General features: G+C 72.4%; 14 protein-coding genes. 6 read left to right on the top strand and 8 right to left on the bottom strand.

Annotated elements, in window-relative coordinates; genetic code table 11:
- Positions 1 to 2: 2 nt before the first annotated feature.
- Entirely contained in the window at positions 3 to 167 is a 165-nt protein-coding gene (locus AC5WAM_RS24720; protein ID WP_366795450.1) for a hypothetical protein, read from the bottom strand.
- Between the two features lie 135 nt (positions 168 to 302).
- Positions 303 to 935, bottom strand: a complete 633-nt coding sequence (locus tag AC5WAM_RS24715; protein WP_366795451.1) for a TetR/AcrR family transcriptional regulator — start codon at positions 933 to 935, stop codon at positions 303 to 305.
- A 149-nt stretch (positions 936 to 1084) separates the two neighbouring features.
- On the opposite strand from AC5WAM_RS24715, the gene AC5WAM_RS24710 reads away from it, so the two are divergent.
- From AC5WAM_RS24710 to AC5WAM_RS24695, 4 genes are all read left to right on the top strand, one after another.
- A complete protein-coding gene (locus AC5WAM_RS24710; RefSeq protein WP_495518832.1) occupies positions 1085 to 2008 on the top strand; it encodes an ABC transporter permease in 924 nt (307 codons plus the stop codon).
- The gene (locus AC5WAM_RS24705) at positions 1995 to 2774 is read left to right on the top strand and encodes an ABC transporter ATP-binding protein (RefSeq protein ID WP_495518831.1); all 780 of its coding nucleotides are present in this window, start codon (positions 1995 to 1997) and stop codon (positions 2772 to 2774) included. Before AC5WAM_RS24710 ends, AC5WAM_RS24705 begins: the two co-directional genes overlap by 14 nt.
- Positions 2775 to 2935: 161 nt before the next feature.
- Complete coding sequence (locus tag AC5WAM_RS24700) at positions 2936 to 5152, top strand: CDP-glycerol glycerophosphotransferase family protein (RefSeq protein ID WP_495518830.1); 2217 nt, start codon at positions 2936 to 2938, stop codon at positions 5150 to 5152.
- The gene (locus AC5WAM_RS24695) at positions 5149 to 6825 is read left to right on the top strand and encodes a glycosyltransferase family 2 protein (protein WP_495518829.1); all 1677 of its coding nucleotides are present in this window, start codon (positions 5149 to 5151) and stop codon (positions 6823 to 6825) included. Before AC5WAM_RS24700 ends, AC5WAM_RS24695 begins: the two co-directional genes overlap by 4 nt.
- On the opposite strand, the gene AC5WAM_RS24690 is transcribed toward AC5WAM_RS24695, so the two are convergent.
- From AC5WAM_RS24690 to AC5WAM_RS24680, 3 genes are all read right to left on the bottom strand, one after another.
- The gene (locus AC5WAM_RS24690) at positions 6764 to 7282 is read right to left on the bottom strand and encodes a GtrA family protein (RefSeq protein WP_366795723.1); all 519 of its coding nucleotides are present in this window, start codon (positions 7280 to 7282) and stop codon (positions 6764 to 6766) included. The genes AC5WAM_RS24695 and AC5WAM_RS24690 overlap by 62 nt on opposite strands.
- Positions 7279 to 8064: a polyprenol monophosphomannose synthase gene (locus AC5WAM_RS24685; RefSeq protein WP_495523649.1), complete on the bottom strand. Its 786-nt coding sequence runs from the start codon at positions 8062 to 8064 to the stop codon at positions 7279 to 7281. The genes AC5WAM_RS24690 and AC5WAM_RS24685 overlap by 4 nt, the downstream gene beginning before the upstream one ends.
- 251 nt (positions 8065 to 8315) lie before the next feature.
- Complete coding sequence (locus AC5WAM_RS24680) at positions 8316 to 13289, bottom strand: NAD-glutamate dehydrogenase (RefSeq protein WP_495518828.1); 4974 nt, start codon at positions 13287 to 13289, stop codon at positions 8316 to 8318.
- A gap of 563 nt (positions 13290 to 13852) precedes the next feature.
- Here AC5WAM_RS24680 and AC5WAM_RS24675 point away from each other — a divergent pair.
- The gene (locus tag AC5WAM_RS24675; protein WP_172387850.1) at positions 13853 to 14419 is read left to right on the top strand and encodes a DJ-1/PfpI family protein; all 567 of its coding nucleotides are present in this window, start codon (positions 13853 to 13855) and stop codon (positions 14417 to 14419) included.
- Positions 14420 to 14601: 182 nt separating this feature from the next.
- On the opposite strand, the gene AC5WAM_RS24670 is transcribed toward AC5WAM_RS24675, so the two are convergent.
- Together AC5WAM_RS24670 and AC5WAM_RS24665 are read right to left on the bottom strand one after the other, a co-directional pair.
- A complete protein-coding gene (locus AC5WAM_RS24670; RefSeq protein WP_138960049.1) occupies positions 14602 to 15279 on the bottom strand; it encodes an HAD family hydrolase in 678 nt (225 codons plus the stop codon).
- A gap of 94 nt (positions 15280 to 15373) precedes the next feature.
- The gene (locus AC5WAM_RS24665; RefSeq protein ID WP_366795727.1) at positions 15374 to 15889 is read right to left on the bottom strand and encodes a DUF6912 family protein; all 516 of its coding nucleotides are present in this window, start codon (positions 15887 to 15889) and stop codon (positions 15374 to 15376) included.
- Positions 15890 to 16480: 591 nt separating this feature from the next.
- On the opposite strand from AC5WAM_RS24665, the gene AC5WAM_RS24660 reads away from it, so the two are divergent.
- Positions 16481 to 16942 (top strand): Rv3235 family protein, encoded by a 462-nt coding sequence (locus AC5WAM_RS24660; protein ID WP_253917258.1) that lies wholly within the window; start codon positions 16481 to 16483, stop codon positions 16940 to 16942.
- A gap of 102 nt (positions 16943 to 17044) precedes the next feature.
- On the opposite strand, the gene secA is transcribed toward AC5WAM_RS24660, so the two are convergent.
- Positions 17045 to 19900: a preprotein translocase subunit SecA gene (gene secA, locus AC5WAM_RS24655; RefSeq protein ID WP_366795728.1), complete on the bottom strand. Its 2856-nt coding sequence runs from the start codon at positions 19898 to 19900 to the stop codon at positions 17045 to 17047.
- Between the last annotated feature and the right edge of the window lie 282 nt (positions 19901 to 20182).

The following is a 20182-nucleotide window of genomic DNA, read 5'->3' as shown; positions in this document are numbered from 1 at the left end:
GGCTAGGAGCGGCGCTCACGGGTCAGGACCAGGCCCGTGATCGAGCCGATGACGGCGAGCCCGGTGATGACGCTGATGACGGCCTGCTGCGCGCCGTCGAAGACGAGGCTGCTGAACGCGTTGACGATCACACCGAGAGCGAGCACGAGCCAGAGCAGGGACTTCATGACGAGGCCTTTCGGGGCGTCCGCTGGTCGCGGAGGACTTCCGTACGTCCCGACTCTGCCGGTCGGGGCGGGTGCGGGGCCAGGGAGGACGCTCCCGGACCGGGGGTGTAGCCCGCTACACCTCCGAGGCCGCCGCTACAGCGCCTTGAGGGCCGCCGCCGTCGCCGCCGTGAGGCGCTCCACATGGCCCGGGGGCAGCTGCCCGCGGACCACCACCGCGCGCCAGTACAGCGGGCCCGACATCAGGTCGAGGGCCAGCTCCTCGTCCAGGCCCGCGCGCAGCTCGCCGCGCGCGGCGGCCTGGGCCACGATGCCGCTGGCGACGCCGTGCTGGCCCTCGCGGAGCGCCTTCTGCAGGGCCGCGTCGATGTCGGGGTTGCGGGCCGCCTCGGCCATCAGGTCGGGGATCACCTGGGAGGCGACCGGGTGGCGCAGGGCGCGCGAGGTCACCTCGTACAGCAGGCGCAGATCGCCTTCCAGGGAGCCGGTGTCGGGCGTGGGCAGGCCCTGGACCGCGAGGGCCGACACCAGGTCGAGGACGAGGTGGAGCTTGGAGCGCCAGCGGCGGTAGACGGCGGTCTTGCCGACGCCCGCGCGGCGCGCGATGCCCTCGATCGACATGCGGGCGTACCCGACGGCGGCGAGTTCCGCGAAGACGGCGGACCGGATGGCCTCGGTCACGTCCTCGCGGAGCACGGCGGCCCCGGCCGGTGCCCTGCGGCCCTGCTCACCCGGCTTCTTCTCGCTCGTCCTGCCGCTCGTCGTCATGGGGACAGCATAGAACGTGACGACGAAACGGTTGCGTCCCGACGTAGGAACGCCCTACTGTCGACGTCACGACGATACGGACCCGTCCCGACGTGGAGGGTGCCGCGCGTCGCCCTCCGCCCCCGCGCCCCCGAGCGAAAGCAGCGGACGTGACCCAAGTCCTGGAGAAGCCCCCCGCCGCCCCGGCCCCCGGCCCGGGGTCCGGCCCGTCGCCCGCCGAGCTCGCCGCCCGCCATGGCCTCACGGTCAGCGGCGCCCGCGTCCCGCTCGGCACCTATGTGCGCCGGCTGTGGCAGCGGCGCCACTTCGTCACGGCCTTCGCCACCGCGCGGCTCACCGCCCAGTACAGCCAGGCCAAGCTCGGCCAGCTCTGGCAGGTGATGACTCCGCTGCTCAACGCGGCCGTCTACTACTTCGTCTTCGGCGTCCTGATGAACACCAAGCACGACGTGCCGGACTACGTGCCGTTCCTGGTCACCGGCGTCTTCGTGTTCACCTTCACGCAGCAGTCCGCCCTCGCGGGCACCCGCGCCGTCGCGGGCAACCTCGGCCTGGTGCGCGCGCTGCACTTCCCCCGGGCCGCGCTGCCGATCTCGTACTGCCTCCAGCAGCTCCAGCAGCTGCTGTTCTCCATGGTCGCGCTGCTCGCGATCCTGCTGTGCTTCGGCGTGCCGCCCACCGCGTCCTGGCTCCTCGTGCTGCCCGCGCTCGCGCTCCAGTTCACCTTCAACGCGGGGCTCGCGCTCGCGCTCGCCCGGCTCGGCGCGCGGACCCCGGACGTCGCCCAGCTGATGCCGTTCGTCCTGCGGACGTGGATGTACGCGTCCGGCGTGATGTGGAGCATCGACAAGGTCCTCGCCGACCGGGACCTGCCGCACGCGGTGACCGTGCTCCTGGAGGCCAACCCGGCCGCCGTCTACATCGACCTGATGCGCTTCGCCCTCATCGACAGCTTCCACGCCGGGCAGCTCCCCGCGCACGTGTGGGCGTGGGCCGCGGGCTGGGCGCTGCTCGCCGGGGTCGGCGGGTTCGTCTACTTCTGGAAGGCGGAGGACACCTATGGACGCGGCTGAGCGGCAGGGACGCACCCCCACGGTGATCGCGGACGAGTTGCACATCGTGTACCGGGTGAACGGTGGGAAGACGGGCCGGGGAAGTGCGACGGCGGCGTTGAGCCGGATCGTGCGGCGGGGTGAGTCGCCGGGGGTGCGCAAGGTGCATGCGGTGCGGGGGGTGAGTTTCACGGCGTACCGGGGTGAGGCGATCGGTCTGATCGGGTCGAACGGGTCGGGCAAGTCGACGCTGCTGCGGGCGGTGGCGGGGCTGCTGCCGGCCGAGCGCGGCCGGGTCTACACCGATGGCCAGCCCTCGCTGCTGGGGGTGAACGCGGCGCTGATGAACGATCTGACCGGTGAGCGCAATGTGATCCTGGGCGGTCTGGCGATGGGGATGAGCCGGGAGCAGATCAAGGAGCGTTACCAGCAGATCGTGGACTTCTCGGGGATCAATGAGAAGGGTGACTTCATCACGCTGCCGATGCGGACGTACTCCTCGGGGATGGCGGCGCGGCTGCGGTTCTCCATCGCGGCGGCCAAGGACCACGACGTGCTGATGATCGACGAGGCGCTCGCGACGGGGGACCGCAAGTTCCAGAAGCGCTCGGAGGCCCGCATCCGCGAGCTGCGCAAGGAGGCGGGCACGGTGTTCCTGGTCAGCCACAACAACAAGTCGATCCGTGACACCTGCGACCGGGTCCTGTGGCTGGAGCGCGGTGAGCTGCGCATGGACGGGCCCACCGACGAGGTCATCAAGGAGTACGAGAAGTTCACCGGTAAGTAGCCGGAAGGCCGCCCCTCGCGCGGAGCCGCACGAAGCCACGCGGAGCCACGCGGAGCCCGGCCGGAGCCGCCGAACCCCTTTGTGCCGCCAATGTCCGGATCATTACACTATGGGAGCGTTGAGCGGCAGAAGGACCCCGGAGGGACCCGAAGGAGCAGCGCATGAGCGAGGACCGGCCGCACCTGAGCGTCGTCGTCCACGGGCGCAACGTCCAGGGGCGCTTGGGCGAGAGCCTCGACGTCCTCGCCCGCCAGGCCGGCACCGGCGTGGAGGTCGTCGTCGCCGCCGTCGGCACCTCCGCGCGGGCGGCGGCCGCCCGCCACCCCGGCCTCGCCCTCGTCGCCCTGCCCGACGGCACCTCCGACGGCGCGGCCCGCGCGGCGGGCGCCGCCCGGGCCCAAGGCCGCTGGCTGCACTTCGTGCCCAGCAAGGACAGCGTGCCCCCGGGCGCCGCCCGCGCCGTCGCCGAGCGCGTGGCCGCGCTGCCGGACACCGTGGACGTCCTGCTCACCGACCACACCCGGTCGACCTGGCGCCACACCCGCCTGCCGAGCCCCGACGGCCGGTTCCTGGCGGAGCCGGGCCGCCGCGACGTGCGCCTCGCGGACTGCCCCGACCTGCTGAGGACCGTCCCGCTCCTGGGCACCCGCGTGCTGCGCCGGGACTTCTGGCAGACCGGGCGGGACCGACTGGCCTCGGACGACGAGCTGTTCACCGCGTACGCCGCGCTCCTGACCGCCGACCGGATCGCGGCGCACGACCAAGTCGCCCTGGAGGAGCGGCAGGTGCGGCCCGAGAGCCTGCCGCCGCCGACGGCCGCGGACCGCTTCGCCCTCCTGGAGACGTACGAGCGGCTGCTGCGCCTGGCCGAGGAGCGCGCGGCGGGCCCGGGGCCGCTCGGGATCCTGTACGCGGCGATGGTCACCGCCAGTCTGCGGACCGTGGCCCGCGCGGGGCTCCCGGAGCCGGAGGCCCGGGAGTTCTTCCACCGCGCCTCGCTCGCGGCGATCGCCTTCCGCCCGCCCGGACACCGGCGCCCCGGCGGCCTGGAGGGCGTGCGCCGCCGCCTGCTCGAAGAGGACGCGTACACGAAGTACCGCGCCGTCCAGGCCGCCGACCAGCGGCGGCGCCAGGTGCGCTCGGCGATGGCGGGCGGCAGGCGCAAGGCGGCGAGGACCGTCCGCGCCGTCCAGTACCACCAGGACCTGCGGCGCCCCCTCGACCCCCGCCTCGCGGTGTTCTCGGCCTACTGGGACCGGGGCGTGGCCTGCAACCCGGCCGCGATCGCGGCGAAGCTCGCCGAGCTCGCGCCCCACATCCACCCCGTGTGGGTGGTGTCACGGGCGAACGAACCGCTGCTACCGCCGGGCACCGACCACGTCGTCCCCGGCAGCCGCCGCTACTGGCGCGTCATGGCGACGGCGAAGTACCTGGTGAACAACGCCAACTTCCCCAACGCGATCGTCAAGCGGCAGGGCTCCGTCCACCTCCAGACCCACCACGGCACCCCCCTGAAGCGCATGGGCCTCGACCAGCTCGACCACCCGGCCGCCGCCCAGGGCCTCAACTTCCACGACCTGCTCGCCCGCGTCGACCGCTGGGACTACAGCGTCAGCTCCAACACCCACTCCACGGAGATGTGGCAGCGCGCCTACCAGTCCCGCTACGTCGAGCTCGACCACGGCTACCCGCGCAACGACGTCTACTACACCGCGACGGCCGCCGACGTCCGGGCCGTCCGCGACCGCCTCGGCATCGCCCCCGGCACCCGCGCCCTGCTCTACGCGCCCACGCACCGCGACTACGAGGCGGCCTGGACCCCGCGCCTGGACCTGGCCGCCCTGGCGGACCGCCTCGGCGAGGACACCGTCCTCCTCGTCCGGGGCCACTACTTCTACGGCGGCGGCGCGGGCCCGTCCCTCGCCGCCCTGCGCCGCACCGGCCGGGTCCTCGACGTGTCCGCGTACGACCCGGTGGAGGACCTCGCCCTGGCGGCGGACGCCCTGATCACGGACTACTCGTCCCTCATGTTCGACTACGCCAACCTGGACCGGCCGATCGTCGTCTACGCCGACGACTGGGAGACGTACGCGACGACGCGCGGGGTCTACTTCGACCTGCTCGCCGAGCCCCCGGGCGCGGTGGCGCGCACCCAGGATGAGCTGACGGAGGTCCTCACCACCGACGCCTGGCGGGACGCGGCCGCGGGGCGGGCGCGGGCCGCCTTCCGGCGCCGCTTCTGCGAGTTCGACGACGGGCGCGCGGCGGAGCGGGTGGTGCGCCGCGTGTTCCTCGGCGAACCGGAGTCGGCGCTGCCGCCCGTCGTGCCGCTCGACGGGCGCACCCCCGCCCCGACGCCCGAGGAGGCGGTCCGGTGACCCCCGACGTGACGATCACGGTCATCGTCTTCAACGACGCGGCCCGCCTGCCGCGCGCGGTCCGCTCCGCGCTCCGGCAGACCCACGGGGACATCGAGGTGATCATCAGCGACGACCACTCGACGGACGACACCCCGCGCGTGGCCCGCGAACTCGCCGCCCGGGACCCGCGCGTCAGCTATCTGCGGCTGCCCGAGAACAGCGGCGGGTGCAGCGCGCCCCGCAACCGCGCGATCGACCTCGCCCGCGCCCCGTACCTGATGTTCCTCGACAGCGACGACGAACTGCCCGAGCGCGCCGTGGAGTCGCTGCTCGCCGCGCACGCCGAGCGGGAGGCCGACTTCGTGATGGGCGCCGTCGAGCGCATCCGCGTCGACACCGGCCGCACCTCCACGTGGATGCCCCACCTGGTCGCGGAGCGCCGCACGGTCGAGGGCATCGAGACCGAACCCGGCCTGCTCTTCGAGCACCTGTCGACGAGCAAGATGTACCGCAAGTCCTTCCTCGACCACAGCGGCCTGCGCTTCCCCGAGGGCATCCACTACGAGGACCAGCTCTTCACGGCCCAGGCCTACTGCCTGGCCAAGGCCTTCACCGTGATCCCCGAGCCCGTCTACCGCTGGTACATAGAGCCCTACGGCGCCGCCTCCGCGGCCTCCATCTCCAACCAGCGGCACAAGCTGGGCAACGTGCGCGACCGCGTGCACGTCCAGCGCCTCATCGACGACTTCCTGCGCACCAGCGGGGCCACGGAGCACACCGCCCTGCGCGAGGCCAAGGACTACAAGTTCCTCAAGCACGACTTCCGCCTGTACGCGGGCGACCTGCCCCATCGCGACGACGCCTGGCTGCGCGGCTTCGCGGACCTCGTGAACCCGTATCTGGCGGGCCTGTCCCCCGCGGCGTACGAGCGCCTGCCGCGCGCCGAGCGCGTGGTCCTGCGCCTGGTGCGGGACGGGCGCCTCGCCGAGGCCCGGGTGGCCGCCCGCGCCCTCGGCCACCCCGTCGCCCCGCGCGAGGCGACGGCCGACCGGGACGGCCGCCTCTACTGGGGCGCGCGGCTCCCCGAGACCCCCGAGGCCCGGCGCGACCTGGACCTCACCGACCTGGGCCTGGACACCCGGCCGTTCCCCGGCGCCCTGTTCCGCCACGAGCTCACCCGGATCGAGCCGGGCCCCGGCGCGACCCTGCGCCTGGGCGTGCGCACCTACGACCCGGGGCTGCGGCTCCCGGTGGGCCCGCAGGTGGCGTCCCTGGTCGTCGCCCCGGGCGGGCGGCGCCTGACGGTCCGCTTCCGCCTCGACCCCGTGCGCCCCGGCGTCTTCGCGGGCGAGACCGTGCTCGACCTGGCCCGGGCCGCGCTGCCGCCCCAGGGCTTCGCGGGCGTCCGGCACCCCCTGGTCCAGCTCACCGAGGGCCGGCTGCGCAACAGCGGCCCGCTGCTCGCGCCCCTGGACTTCCCGGCGGTCACGGCACGCGTCGGCTACCGGCACGGCACCGCGCCGCACCGGGTCACCGCGGAGCCGGAGGGCCGGGGCGCGGGCCGCCTCCAGCTGCGCTGGACGCCCGTGGGCGTGACCGCGCGCCTGGTGCGGCCCCTGGCGCTGCGGCTCACGCGCTCCGCGGCTGGGCGCGGTGCTGGAACACCCAGGTCCGGTACACCAGGAACCTGAAGGCCGACGCCAGGACGATGGACTGGGCCTTGGCGACGTTGGCACCGAGGGGGCCGTTCATCCCCGCCCCGTGGTACGCCGCGTAGAACAGCAGGGTCTCCATCGCCACGCCGATGCCGCTGAAGGCGAAGAACAGCACGATCTGGCGCCGGGTGCGGCGAGCCCGGTCCCGGTAGGCGAAGAAGCGGAAGCCCAGGTAGTTGGTGCCCATGGCGACCACGCTGGCGAGGACCGTCGCGGCCATGGGGGCCGAACCCAGGCCGTGCAGCAGCAGGTTGAAGACGAGGAAGTTGACCGCGACGCCGCTGCCGCCGACCACGCCGAACTTGGCGAGCTCCACGCACAGCCGGCGAAGGCGCGGCGGGACCCGCCGCACCGGCGCCGCGCGCCGCCCCGGCGCCGCCGCCTCGTGCGGCGCGCCCGCGAGCCGGGCCGCCTCGTGGAGGGTGCTCGTCATCCCAGCGGCCCCCGGTCGCCGCGCGCCGCCCGCGCCGCCCGGCCCACGAGGGCGTCGCGCGCCCCGCGGCGGGTGTCGCGCAGACGCAGCTTCCAGGGCATGGCGACCGACTCCAGCTGCACCATCAGATTCATCTTGGACTCGCCGACCGTGCGGTCCTCGAAGTGGATGGGCACCTCCACGAGGCCGAAGCCGTGGCGCAGCGCGCGGTACTTCATCTCGACCTGGAAGCTGTAGCCCGCGCTGTCGACCGTCGCCAGGTCCACGGCGCGCACGGCGTCGGCGCGCCACAGGTTGAAGCCGCCGGTGATGTCCCTGACCCGGGTGCCGAGGATCGTGCCCGCGTACGCGTTGGCCCAGCGGGACAGCAGTTTGCGGTGGGCGCCCCAGGCGTCGGACAGGGTGCCGCCCTGCACGTAGCGGCTGCCGACGACGACCCCGGCGTCGGTGGCGAGGGCCACGCCGAGCAGCTCGGCGACCTTGTCGGCGGGGTGGCTGCCGTCGGCGTCCATCTGGAGCACGTAGTGCGCGCCGTCGGCGACGGCCCGCGCCATGCCCGCCGCGTAGGCCCGGCCGAGGCCGTCCTTCTCGGTGCGGTGCAGGACGCTCATGCGGCGCGTCCCGTACGTCTCCTCGACGCGCCGGGCGTGCTCCTCGGCGAGGGCCCCGGTGCCGTCGGGGCTGGAGTCGTCGACGACGAGCAGGCGCAGGCCGGGCAGCGGCAGCGCCATGAGGGCCCTGGCCATCCCGGGCAGGCTGCCCGCTTCGTTGTAGGTCGGCATCACGACGGTGAGCGGGGTGGCTCCCCACTCCTCGGGCAGCTGCGGCGCTCCGAAGGCACGGACCGCGCTTTCCGCAGCGTCCAGCGGACTTGCTTCTGTCATCGGCTTACCCTGTGACCTTCCCGAAATAATCTCATTCACCGTACCCCAAATGCCCGATTTGCCAGTGCAGGCGCGTACGGCGCGTACGGACGCGAAAACGCCGGGGCGCCCCGCACCGAACGGTGCGGGGCGCCCCGGCGACGCAGGGACTACGAATGCGTACGCAGCAGCGTGCGCATGGTCCGCATGGCCACCGACAGGTTCGCCAGGTCGAAGGCGTCCGAGCCCTGGATCTCCTCCAGGGTGGTCCGGGCCCGGCCGAGGATCGCGGCGTTCTTCTCCTCCCACGCCTTGAAGCGCTGCTCGGGCGTCGAGGAGCCGTTGCCCGCGGCCAGGATGTCGGCGGTCAGCGCGGCGTGCGCCGCGTACAGGTCCTCGCGGATGGAGGCCCGCGCCATGGACTGCCAGCGGTCGTTGCGCGGCAGCTCGATGATGCGGTCCATCAGCTGCGTGATCCGGAGCCGGTCGGCGAGGTCGTAGTACACCTCGGCGACGTCCAGCGGGTCCCGGCCCGTGCGGTCGGCCACGGCGACGATGTCGAGCGCCGGGAAGGCCGAGGAGAACCCGGCCACGCGCTGCGCCAGCTCGTCCGGCACCCCGGCGCCGGTCAGCTCCTCGCGGATGTTCTCGTACCACTCCAGGTCCGAGCCGCGCACCAGCTTGGGCAGCGCCGCCCAGACCTGCGTGACGCCCTCGCTGAAGAAGCTGACCGTCTCGGCGAGCTGCAGCGGCTGCGGCCGGTTGTTGAGCAGCCAGCGCGTGCCGCGCTCGACGAGGCGGCGGCAGTGCAGGCGGACCCGCGTCTGCACGTCGGCGGCCACCACGTTGTCCAGCGCCTCGACGGCGTCCCACACCTCGCCGAGCCCGAAGATCTCGCGGGCGGCGAGCTGCGCCCGGACGATCTCCTCCAGGGACGCGCCGGTCTCCTCGCGCAGCCGGTGCAGGAAGGTCGAGCCGCCCGAGTTCACGGTGTCGTTGACCAGGACCGTGGTGATGATCTCCCGGCGCAGCGCGTGCCCGTCGACCTGCTCGGGGAACTTCTCCCGCAGCGCCTTCGGGAAGTACGCGTGCAGCAGCCGCTGGAGGTACGCGTCGTCCGGCAGCGAGGTCTGGATCAGCTCGTCCGCCGTCACGATCTTCGTGTACGCGAGCAGGACGGCCAGCTCCGGCTGCGACAGACCGCGCCCGGAGCCGAGCAGCTCCCGGATCTGCCGGTCGGTCGGCAGGAACTCCAGGGAGCGGTCCAGATGGCCCTCGCGGCCCATGCGCCGCATGAAGCGCTGGTGCGCGTGCAGCAGCGAGGGGGCCTCGAAGACGGAGTTGGCGAGCGCCGTGTTCTGCGCGTAGTTGTTGCGCAGGACGAGCTGGCCGACCTCGTCGGTCATCTGGGCGAGCAGCTTGTTGCGCTGCTTGACGGTCAGGTCCCCGGCCTGCACCACGGCGTTCAGCAGGATCTTGATGTTCACCTCGTGGTCGGAGGTGTCCACGCCCGCGCTGTTGTCGATGGCGTCGGTGTTGATGCGGCCGCCGGAGCGGGCGAACTCGATCCGGCCGAGCTGGGTGAGCCCCAGGTTGCCGCCCTCGCCGACGACCTTCACGCGCAGGTCGGCGCCGTTGACGCGGATGGCGTCGTTGGCCTTGTCGCCCACGTCCGCGTGCGACTCGGTGGACGCCTTCACGTAGGTGCCGATGCCGCCGTTCCACAGCAGGTCGACCGGCGACTTCAGGATGGCCTGCATCAGCTCGGCGGGCGTCATCTTGGCGCCGCCGGTCTGGATGCCGAGGGCCTCGCGGATGTGCGCGTTGAGCTGGATCGCCTTGGCCGAGCGCGGGAAGATCCCGCCGCCCGGGGAGAGCAGGTCCTTGTCGTAGTCGGCCCAGCTGGAGCGGGGCAGCTCGAACAGGCGGCGGCGCTCGGCGTACGAGGTGGCCGCGTCCGGGTTCGGGTCGATGAAGATGTGCCGGTGGTCGAAGGCGGCCACCAGGCGGATGTGCTCCGACAGGAGCATGCCGTTGCCGAACACGTCGCCGGACATGTCGCCGACGCCGACGACGGTGAAGTCCTCGGTCTGCGTGTTCACGCCCAGCTCGCGGAAGTGCCGCTTCACGGACTCCCAGGCGCCGCGCGCGGTGATGCCCATGCCCTTGTGGTCGTAGCCCGCGCTGCCGCCGGAGGCGAAGGCGTCGCCGAGCCAGAAGTTGTAGCTCTCCGCCACCTCGTTGGCGATGTCGGAGAACGTCGCCGTGCCCTTGTCGGCCGCGACCACCAGATAGGTGTCGTCCTCGTCGTGGCGCACCACGTCGGCCGGGGGCACGACCTCGCCCGCGACCAGGTTGTCCGTGATGTCGAGCAGCGCCGAGATGAAGATCTTGTAGCAGGCGACGCCCTCGGCGAGCCACGCGTCACGGTCCACCGACGGGTCGGGCAGCTGCTTGGCGACGAAGCCGCCCTTCGCGCCGACCGGCACGATCACGGTGTTCTTCACCATCTGCGCCTTGACCAGGCCGAGGATCTCCGTACGGAAGTCCTCACGCCGGTCCGACCAGCGCAGGCCGCCGCGCGCGACCTTGCCGAAGCGCAGGTGCACGCCCTCCACGCGCGGCGAGTACACCCAGATCTCGTACGCGGGCCGGGGCGCCGGCAGGTCGGGGATGGCCTGCGGGTCGAACTTCATGGAGACGTAGCCGTGCGGCTTGCCGCCCGCCGCCTCCTGGAAGAAGTTGGTGCGCAGCGTCGCCTTGATGACGGTGAGGAAGGAGCGCAGGATGCGGTCCTCGTCGAGCGACGCCACCTGGTCGAGGGCGCCGTCGAGCTCTTCGAGCAGGCCGTCGGTCAGCTCGGTGCCCGCGCGCTGGCGCTCGGGCGACATCCGGGCCTCGAAGAGGGAGACGAGCAGCCGCGTGGTGTGGACGTTGTTGCGGAGGGTGTCCTCCATGTAGTCCTGGCTGAAGGTGGAGCCCGCCTGGCGCAGGTACTTGGCGTACGCGCGCAGGACCATCGCCTGGCGCCAGCTCAGACCGGCGCGCAGGACGAGCGAGTTGAAGCCGTCGACCTCGGCCTCGCCGGTCCAGGCGGCGGCGAAGGCGTCCTGGAAGCGCTCGCGGCCGTCGTCGCCCAGGTAGTCGCCGCTGCCGTTGCCCAGCTTGGGCATGCGCAGGCCGAAGTCGTAGATCCACGCGTTCGTACGGTCCGCGCAGCGCAGCTCGTACGGCCGCTCGTCGGTGACCTCCACGCCCAGGCGCTGCAGGACGGGCAGGACGGCGGACAGCGAGACCTGGCCGCCGGAGCGGTAGATCTTGAAGCGGCGCTCGTCGGGGGCGGCGCCCACCGGCTCGTACAGGCTGAGCGCGAAGTCCTTGTGGCCCTGCTGGAGGTGCTCCAGGTGGACCAGGTCGGCGACGGCGGCGCGCGGCGTGTGGTCGGCCTTGTAGCCCTCGGGGAACGCGCCCTGGTAGCGGCGGAGCAGCTCGGCGGCGCGCTCCTCGCCGCACTCGGCGGTCAGCGCCTCCGCGAAGCCGTCGGCCCAGGAGCGGGCGGCCTCCACCAGACGGGACTCGATGCGCTCGACGTCGGTGTCGGAGAGCGCGGGGACCTCGCCGCCCTTGGGCACGCGGACCACGAAGTGGATGCGGGACAGGATCGACTCGGTGTTCCAGGCCGTGAAGTCGACGCTGGCGCCGTTGAGCTCTTCCTTGAGGATGTCGATGATCCGCAGCCGGACGCCGGTGGTGTAGCGGTCGCGCGGCAGGTAGACCAGGGCCGAGTAGTAGCGCCCGTACACGTCCTTGCGGAGGTAGAGCCGCAGCCGACGGCGCTCCTGGAGGTACAGGACGCTGGTGACGATCGACCGCAGCTCGTCGGGGGGCGTCTGGAACAGCTCGTCGCGCGGGTACGTCTCCAGGATCTGGAGCAGGTCGCGGCCGTCGTGGCTGTTGGGCGAGAAGCCCGCGCCCTGCAGGACGTCGGCGACCTTGCGGCGGATCACGGGCACGCGGCGCACAGACTCGGTGTACGCGGCGCTGGAGAAGAGGCCGAGGAAGCGGCGCTCACCGACCACGTTGCCGTCGGCGTCGAACTTCTTCACGCCCACGTAGTCGAGGTAGGACGGCCGGTGGACGGTGGCGCGGCTGTTGGCCTTCGTCAGGACGAGCAGCTTGTGCTCGCGGGCCTTGGCGCGGGCGTCGGCGGGCAGCCGGTTGAAGGACGGGCCGCCCGGGTGGTGGTCGTCGCCGCTGTGCTTGGGGTCGGAGCGCAGGATGCCGAGGCCGGTGCCGGGCACGGCGGTGAGGGAGTCGTCGTCGGTGAGGTCGTACTCGCGGTAGCCGAGGAAGGTGAAGTGGTCGGCGGCCAGCCAGCGCAGCAGCTCGCGGGCCTCCTCGACCTCCCCCTCGCGGACGTCGGAGGCGGTCGGCTCGGTGGGCAGCTCGTCGGCGATGCGCAGCGCGGAGTCGCGCATCTTCTCCCAGTCCTCGACGGTCTCGCGGACGTCGGACAGGATGCGCAGCAGGTCGGTGGTGATCTGCTTCAGGTCGGAGCGGTCGGTCTCGCGGTCGATCTCGACGTGGATCCACGACTCGGTGAGCGTGTCGTGCGGCTTGTCCGCGCCCGCCGCCTGCGCGGGCAGCACCTCGAGGAGCTTGCCGGTCAGGTCGCGGCGCACGATGACCTGCGGGTGGATGACGACGTGGATGCCGCGGTTCTGCCGCGACAGCTCGTTCGTCACGGAGTCCACGAGGAACGGCATGTCGTCGGTGACGACCTCGACGACGGAGTGGCTGCACGTCCAGCCGTTCTCCTCGACCGTGGGCGTGTGCACCCGGACGTTCGCGGTGCCCTGCGGGCGGTTCTCCGCCAGGCGGTAGTGCGAGAAGGCGGCGCCGAAGACGTCGACCGGGTCGCGGTCGGTGAGGTCCTCTGGGGCGGTGTGCAGGTAGTAGCGCTGGAGGAACGCGAGCACCTTGTCCTGGTCGGCCTGGGCGGCCGGGTCCGAGCCGGATCCGCCCCCGCCCTTCGACCCGGTCGGTGCTCCCGTTGGCAGGCGCCCCCCGACCGGGCTGTTCTCAGCTACCCGGGCGGCCCGCGCGAGCAGCTCGGCCTTGGCTTCGTCCAGCTTGGTCTGCATTGTCCTCTGACTCCTGTCGCGCGCCGTTGCGTGACGTAGAAGGAAGTGATGTGACGTAACGCCGCGACGCGGGGTCTCCGGTCGAGGTCGACGTTATGCCGCGATGAGCGATGAGCGGGCGGGATTCCGCCATTTCCGGGGTGATCGTTGACCGGTCCTGAGGGGCGCGCTGACCGCGCTGTCCGCACCGCGGGAAAACGTCAGCGCGACGCCCGGCACGGATGTCCTCCGTGCATAGCGGGCGCAAGGCGGAGGCGGCCGTGCCTCCGCGGGATATCGCGCTGATCACGGGACAAGGCTATCGCCCCCCACCGGGAACTCGTCATGAGCCGTATGTGTACAAAACCTGGGCCCGAACTTTGACAGTCTGCACAGTCCCGCCCTCCCGGCCCCCGTGCGGCCCTCTTGGCAAACGTTCCGACGGGATGCACGTTGACCGGGACGGCACAAGGCAGCCCGAAGGGGCGCGGGGAACTGCGCGAGCAGCCACGACCGACCCGCGGGCGATCGACAGCCCATTACGGCAGTTCCAGCGAAGCGCTGAGGCAGGGGAGCGAGCAGCGATGGCAGCCAAGATCCTGATAGTCACCGGTGACGCGGCGGAGTCACTGGAGGTCCTCTACCCGTACCAGCGACTGCGTGAGGAGGGGTACGACGTCCATATCGCCGCCCCGTCCCGCAAGAAGCTCCAGTTCGTCGTGCACGACTTCGAGCCGGGCTTCGACACGTACACGGAGAAGCCCGGCTACACCTGGCCCGCCGACCTGGCCTTCGCGGAGGTCGACCCCGGGCAGTACGTCGCCCTCGTCGTCCCCGGCGGGCGGGCCCCCGAGTATCTGCGCGGCGACCTCGAACTCCGCAAGATCCTCAAGGCCTTCTTCGACGCGGACAAGCCGGTGGCGCAGATCTGCCACGGCCCGCTGCTCACCGCGGCGGTCGGGGGCCTCGCGGGCCGCCGCGTCACGGCCTATCCGGCCCTGGAGATCGACATGCAGACCGCGGGCGCGACCTTCCAGGACGCGGAGGCGGTCGTCGACGGCACGCTGGTCTCGGCCCGGGCGTGGCCGGACCACTCGGGGTGGATGCGGGAGTTCCTGACGGTCCTGAGGGCGAAGGCGCCGGTGACGTAGCTCTCCTCCTGGGTCGCCCCCTGGTTGTGGGCAGCTGGTCCGCCCAGGGGGCGGAACGGGTGGGCACAACACCGAGGTGCCGCCCAGCAGTCGCGCCAGGCCCCCGCCGGGGGCACCCGGGAGCTTGGGCCGGGCCCCGGTCCGGGGGCCGGGGGCCTGAGGCCCGGGGCGGGGGGCCGGGGCTACGCCACCAGGCTCTCCGCCAGGTCCACGGCCTCGCCGAGGGAGTCCACGACGGGAACCCCGGCGAGCTCCAGGCTGCCCCGGCTGTGCGACCCCCCGGTGTACAGCACCGCCCGCGCCCCGACGTGCGCCGCGGCCACCGCGTCGTCCACCGCGTCCCCGATCACGACGATCCGCGCCGCGTCGACCCCGTCGAGCGCCGCGAGGTGCCGCACCATCCGCTCGGCCTTCCCCGTGTGCGAGCCGTCCGTACGCCCGTCGATGCGCACGAACCGCTCGGCGATCCCGTGCCGCCGGACCAGGGGCACCAGCTGCTCGTGCGGCGCCAGCGAGAGGAGGGACTGCGTCCGCCCCGCGGCCTGCCGCCCGGCGAGCAGCTCCGCCGCCCCCTCGGCGAGGGCGCACGCGTCCACCCGCGCCCCGTAGTGCTTGTGGAAGACGGCGTCCATCATCAGCCACTCGTCCTCCGTGGGCAGCCGCCCCATCAGCCGCTCGTAGAACCGCGGCACCGGCACGCAGTACAGCTCGCGATACCGCTCCAGAGTGATCGGCTCCAGGCCTATCTCGACAAACGACGCGTTCGTCGCGTCGATCACGGCGTGGATGTCGTGCAGGAGTGTCCCGTTCCAGTCCCAGACGATGTGGGCCCCGTGCGCCCCGCGCTGCAGCTTCCCCATGCACAAGACCGTACCCGGCCCCACTGACAGCACCGCTCCCACGGCCCTCGGGGGCCGGGGCGGGGCCGAGGCGGCGCCGGGGCGGCGCCGGGGCTCAGGCGCCGGGCCCGACCAGGTTCGGGATCTCCTGGGTCGCGTACCAGAGCAGCTCGTGGTCCTCCGCGCCGTCCACGACGAACTGCGCGTCGTCGTCGCCCTGGTCCGCCGCCCCCAGCGCGTCCGCCGCCGCCGTGACGTCCGGCTCCGCGTCGTCCGCGTCCACGTGCACCGCCGCCGCCTTGGCCAGGGGCAGCGCGCCCGCGATCCGCACCTCGCCGAGCGCCCCCGCGTCCAGGCCCCGGTCGGGGTCGGCCACGGCGGCGCCGTCCGGCACGTCCGCCGCGAGGACGACCCGGCGCCGCGCGGTGCCGGGCTCGCCCGCGAGCAGCCGCAGCGAGGCCAGCGCCGCCCGGTTGAGGGCCGCGTACTCCAGCTCCTCGATGTCGTCGGACACGTACCACTCGCGCAGCGCGGGCGTCACGGCGTACGCGGTCAGCGGCCCGGGACCCACCTCGCCCGCCTCGTGCGCCTGCGCGAGACGGGGCAGTGTCAGGGGTACGTAGACGCGCATGGCTTGGCCGCTTTCGTAGTCGCGAAGGCTCCCGGCAGGGGCTTCAGGATACGTGCGCGCGTCCCCCTTCGAGGTGCTGGCCGAGCCCCTCGCCGCGTCCACTCCCGTCCGGCCCGTCACCCGCCCCGGCCCCGTGGCCACGGGGCCGGGGCCCCCTCCGCTCACCCTGATGAGCGAACCGCCGCGGCGGGCCCGGCGGGCCCTCGGGAGCGTTGCCACGGCCGCCCTCGCCGCCGTACAAGATCCCAGTGAAGTTACCCCTCGGTATCCCAGTGCGGGTCCCGAGTCCGGTCCCGAATCCGCCCGCCGAATCCCGGTCCCGAACCGGTCCCCGATCCCGATCCCGGTCGCGAATCCCGGCCCCCGATCCGGTCCTAATCCCAAGTCCCGAGTCCTGACCCCGAGTCCCGAGTCCCGACCCCGGGCCCCGCGCCCTGAGGGCCAGGCCCGTTCGCCCCCGCCGTTACCCGTTACGGAGGCCCTGCCGTGCCCCAGTCCCCCACACCACCGCCCGTGGCCGTCGCCGCGCCTACCGGACCTGCCGGGCCTACCGTCTCTGCCGGACCTACCGGGTCTGCCGGGCCGAAGGTCATGACCCGGCCCCGCCGCCCGGCGAGCACCCGCCCGGCCGCGTCCCGCCCACCGGCGGGCCGTCCGCCCGGGCGTCCCGATCCGCGCCGCCCGGGCTCCCGGTCGCACCGGGTCCCCGCGCAGCCTCCCCCGCACCCGGCGGAGCTCTTCACGGAGCTGCTGTTACTGGTGCTCAGCGGCCAGCGCCCGGTCCACGCGGTGGCCCGCCACGTCGCCCACACCGCCTACGACGACCTGGTCCGGCTCGCCGAGCTGCTTCCGCTGCGCTCCGTGGGCGGCCACCGGCCCGCGGTGCGGCGCGTCGGCCACTACGAGGTGCGGCCCGGCGTCTACGAGGTCTTCGCCCGCGTCGGCGCGGGCCCCGCACTGCGCGCCCTGGCGTTCCGGCTGCACCGGGGCGACGACGAGCGCTGGCGCTGCACCGCCGTAGAGGTCGACAGCGGCGTACGGCACCGGGCGTGAACTCCGGAGAGCGCCGGGTCCCGCCGAGTACGCCGAGGACGCCCGGGAACGCCGAAGGGCCGGGTGCCACCGGCACCCGGCCCCGCTCGGTCCGCTCAGCGCCTACTTCTTGCGGCGCCGACCGCCCTTCTGGGCCTTGCGGCGCTCCGCGCGCGTCATGCCGTCACCACCGGCCGCGGGCGCGCTGCCCGCGGGCTCGCCGGCGGTCGTGAAGTCGCCCTCGTCGACACCGCCCTCGGCGTTCGGCGCCTGGAAGTGCAGGCGGTCCGGGCGCTGCGGGGCGTCCAGGCCCTTGGCCCGGATCTCCGGGCGGGCGGCGCCGGCCGGAACCGCGTCCTGCGCGCCGTCCTTCGTCAGGGACGGCGCGGCGTCCGCCACCGGGACCTCCTCGACCTGCTGCTCGACCTGGACCTCCAGGTTGAACAGATAGCCGACGGACTCCTCCTTGATGCCGTCCATCATGGCGTTGAACATGTCGAAGCCCTCGCGCTGGTACTCGACCAGCGGGTCCTTCTGCGCCATGGCACGGAGGCCGATGCCCTCCTGGAGGTAGTCCATCTCGTAGAGGTGCTCGCGCCACTTGCGGTCGAGGACCGACAGGACCACGCGGCGCTCCAGCTCGCGCATGATCTCGGAGCCGAGCTGCGCCTCCCGGGCCTCGTACTGCTGGCGGACGTCTTCCTTGATGGCCTCGGCGATGAACTCGGCGGTCAGGCCCGCGCGGTCGCCGACCTCGTCCTCGAGCTCCTCGATGGTGACCTTCACCGGGTACAGCTGCTTGAAGGCGCTCCAGAGGCGGTCGAGGTCCCACTCCTCCGCGAAGCCCTCGGCGCTCTCCGCCGCGACGTACGCGTCGATGGTGTCGTCCATGAAGTGCTGGACCTGCTCGTGCAGGTCCTCGCCCTCCAGGACGCGGCGGCGCTCGCCGTAGATGACCTCGCGCTGGCGGTTGAGGACCTCGTCGTACTTGAGGACGTTCTTGCGGGTCTCGAAGTTCTGCTGCTCGACCTGCGACTGGGCGGAGGCGATGGCGCGCGTGACCATCTTGTTCTCGATCGGGACGTCGTCCGGCACGTTCGCCATGGACATCACGCGCTCGACCATCTGGGCCTTGAACAGGCGCATGAGGTCGTCGCCGAGCGAGAGGTAGAAGCGCGACTCGCCCGGGTCGCCCTGACGGCCGGAACGGCCGCGCAGCTGGTTGTCGATGCGGCGGGACTCGTGCCGCTCGGTGCCGAGGACGTAGAGCCCGCCGAGTGCCTTGACCTCTTCGAACTCGGCCTTGACCGCCTGCTCGGCGCGCTCCAGGGCGGCGGGCAGGGCGTGCGCCCACTCCTCGATGTGCTCCTCGGGGTCGAGGCCCTGCTGGCGCAGCTCCGCCTCGGCGAGGTCCTCGGGGTTGCCGCCGAGCTTGATGTCCGTGCCACGACCGGCCATGTTCGTCGCGACGGTCACGGCGCCCTTGCGGCCGGCCTGGGCGACGATCGTCGCCTCCCGGTCGTGCTGCTTGGCGTTGAGCACCTCGTGCTGGACGCCGCGCTTGGAGAGCTGCTGCGAGAGGTACTCCGACTTCTCGACCGAGGTGGTGCCGACGAGGATCGGCTGGCCCTTCTCGTGCTTCTCCGCGATGTCGTCGACGACCGCGGCGAACTTGGCGACCTCGGTGCGGTAGATCAGGTCCGACTGGTCCTTGCGGACCATCGGCCGGTTCGTCGGGATCGGGACGACGCCCAGCTTGTAGATCTGGTGGAACTCGGCGGCCTCGGTCATGGCCGTACCGGTCATGCCGGACAGGCCGGGGACTTCCTTGCCCTGGTGGTCCTGGCGCTTGTAGAGGCGGAAGAAGTTCTGCAGGGTGATCGTGGCGAGCGTCTGGTTCTCGTCCTTGATGTCCACCCCTTCCTTCGCCTCGATCGCCTGGTGCATGCCCTCGTTGTAGCGGCGGCCGGCGAGGATGCGGCCGGTGTGCTCGTCGACGATCATGACTTCGCCGTCGATGACGACGTAGTCCTTGTCCTTCTTGAACAGTTCCTTGGCCTTGATGGCGTTGTTCAAGTAGCCGACGAGCGGGGTGTTCACCGACTCGTAGAGGTTGTCGATGCCGAGCCAGTCCTCGACCTTGGCGACGCCGGACTCGTGGATGCCGACGGTGCGCTTCTTCTCGTCGACCTCGTAGTCCCCGGTCTCCTCGATGCCCTTGAGGGGCTCGCCGGGCTTGCCCTTGGTGAGGCGGGTGACCAGCTTGGCGAAGTCGCCGTACCACTTGGTGGCCTGGTCGGCGGGGCCGGAGATGATCAACGGCGTACGCGCCTCGTCGACGAGGATGGAGTCCACCTCGTCGACGATCGCGAAGTTGTGGCCGCGCTGGACGAGCTCGTCCTGCGACCACGCCATGTTGTCGCGGAGGTAGTCGAAGCCGAACTCGTTGTTCGTGCCGTAGGTGATGTCGCAGTTGTACATCTCGCGGCGCTGCGCGGGCGGCATGTTCGCCAGGATGCAGCCGACGCTCAGGCCGAGGAACTTGTGGACGCGGCCCATCATTTCGGAGTCGCGCTCGGCCAGGTAGTCGTTGACCGTGATGAGGTGCACGCCCTTGCCCGAGAGCGCGTTCAGATACGCGGGCAGAGTGCCGACGAGGGTCTTGCCCTCACCGGTCTTCATCTCCGCGACATAACCCATGTGCAGGGCCGCGCCGCCCATGATCTGCACGTCGTAGTGGCGCTGGCCGAGGACGCGCTTGGCGGCCTCGCGCACGGTCGCGAACGCCTCCGGCATCAGGTCGTCGAGCGTTTCGCCGTCGGCGTAACGCTCCTTGTACTCCGCAGTCAGCGCGCGCAGCTCGGCGTCGGAGAGGACCGTGAAGTCCTCCTCGATGGAGTTGACCTGGTCCGCGATGCGGTGCAGCTTGCGCAGGATCTTGCCTTCGCCTGCACGCATGATCTTCGAGAGGACGGACACGGGGGTTGGTCTCCTTGCCGGTCGGGCCTGGCACGGTCGGTTGTACTCGTCGGGCAACGGCCATCGTATGCGAGGACCCCGCCACGCCGGGAGGTCTGCCAGTACGTCAACGCTCGGGCGGCCTGGAAGGTGCCGCATACCGGGCCATCCGACCGCGGATCCGCCCGCCGCCGCACCGCTCCCGCGACCCTTCCGGCACGCGCCGGGCCGGACCGAGGCACCCTTCCGTCGACGCCCCGGACCGGGGGCGAGGCCGCAAACCGCTGGCGCCGCTCGGGGCGC

The sequence above is a fragment of the Streptomyces sp. JLYT201 genome (assembly GCF_059448825.1).
The sequence above is the reverse complement of the archived record's forward strand: the minus strand, read 5'-3'. Positions and strand labels throughout refer to the sequence as shown.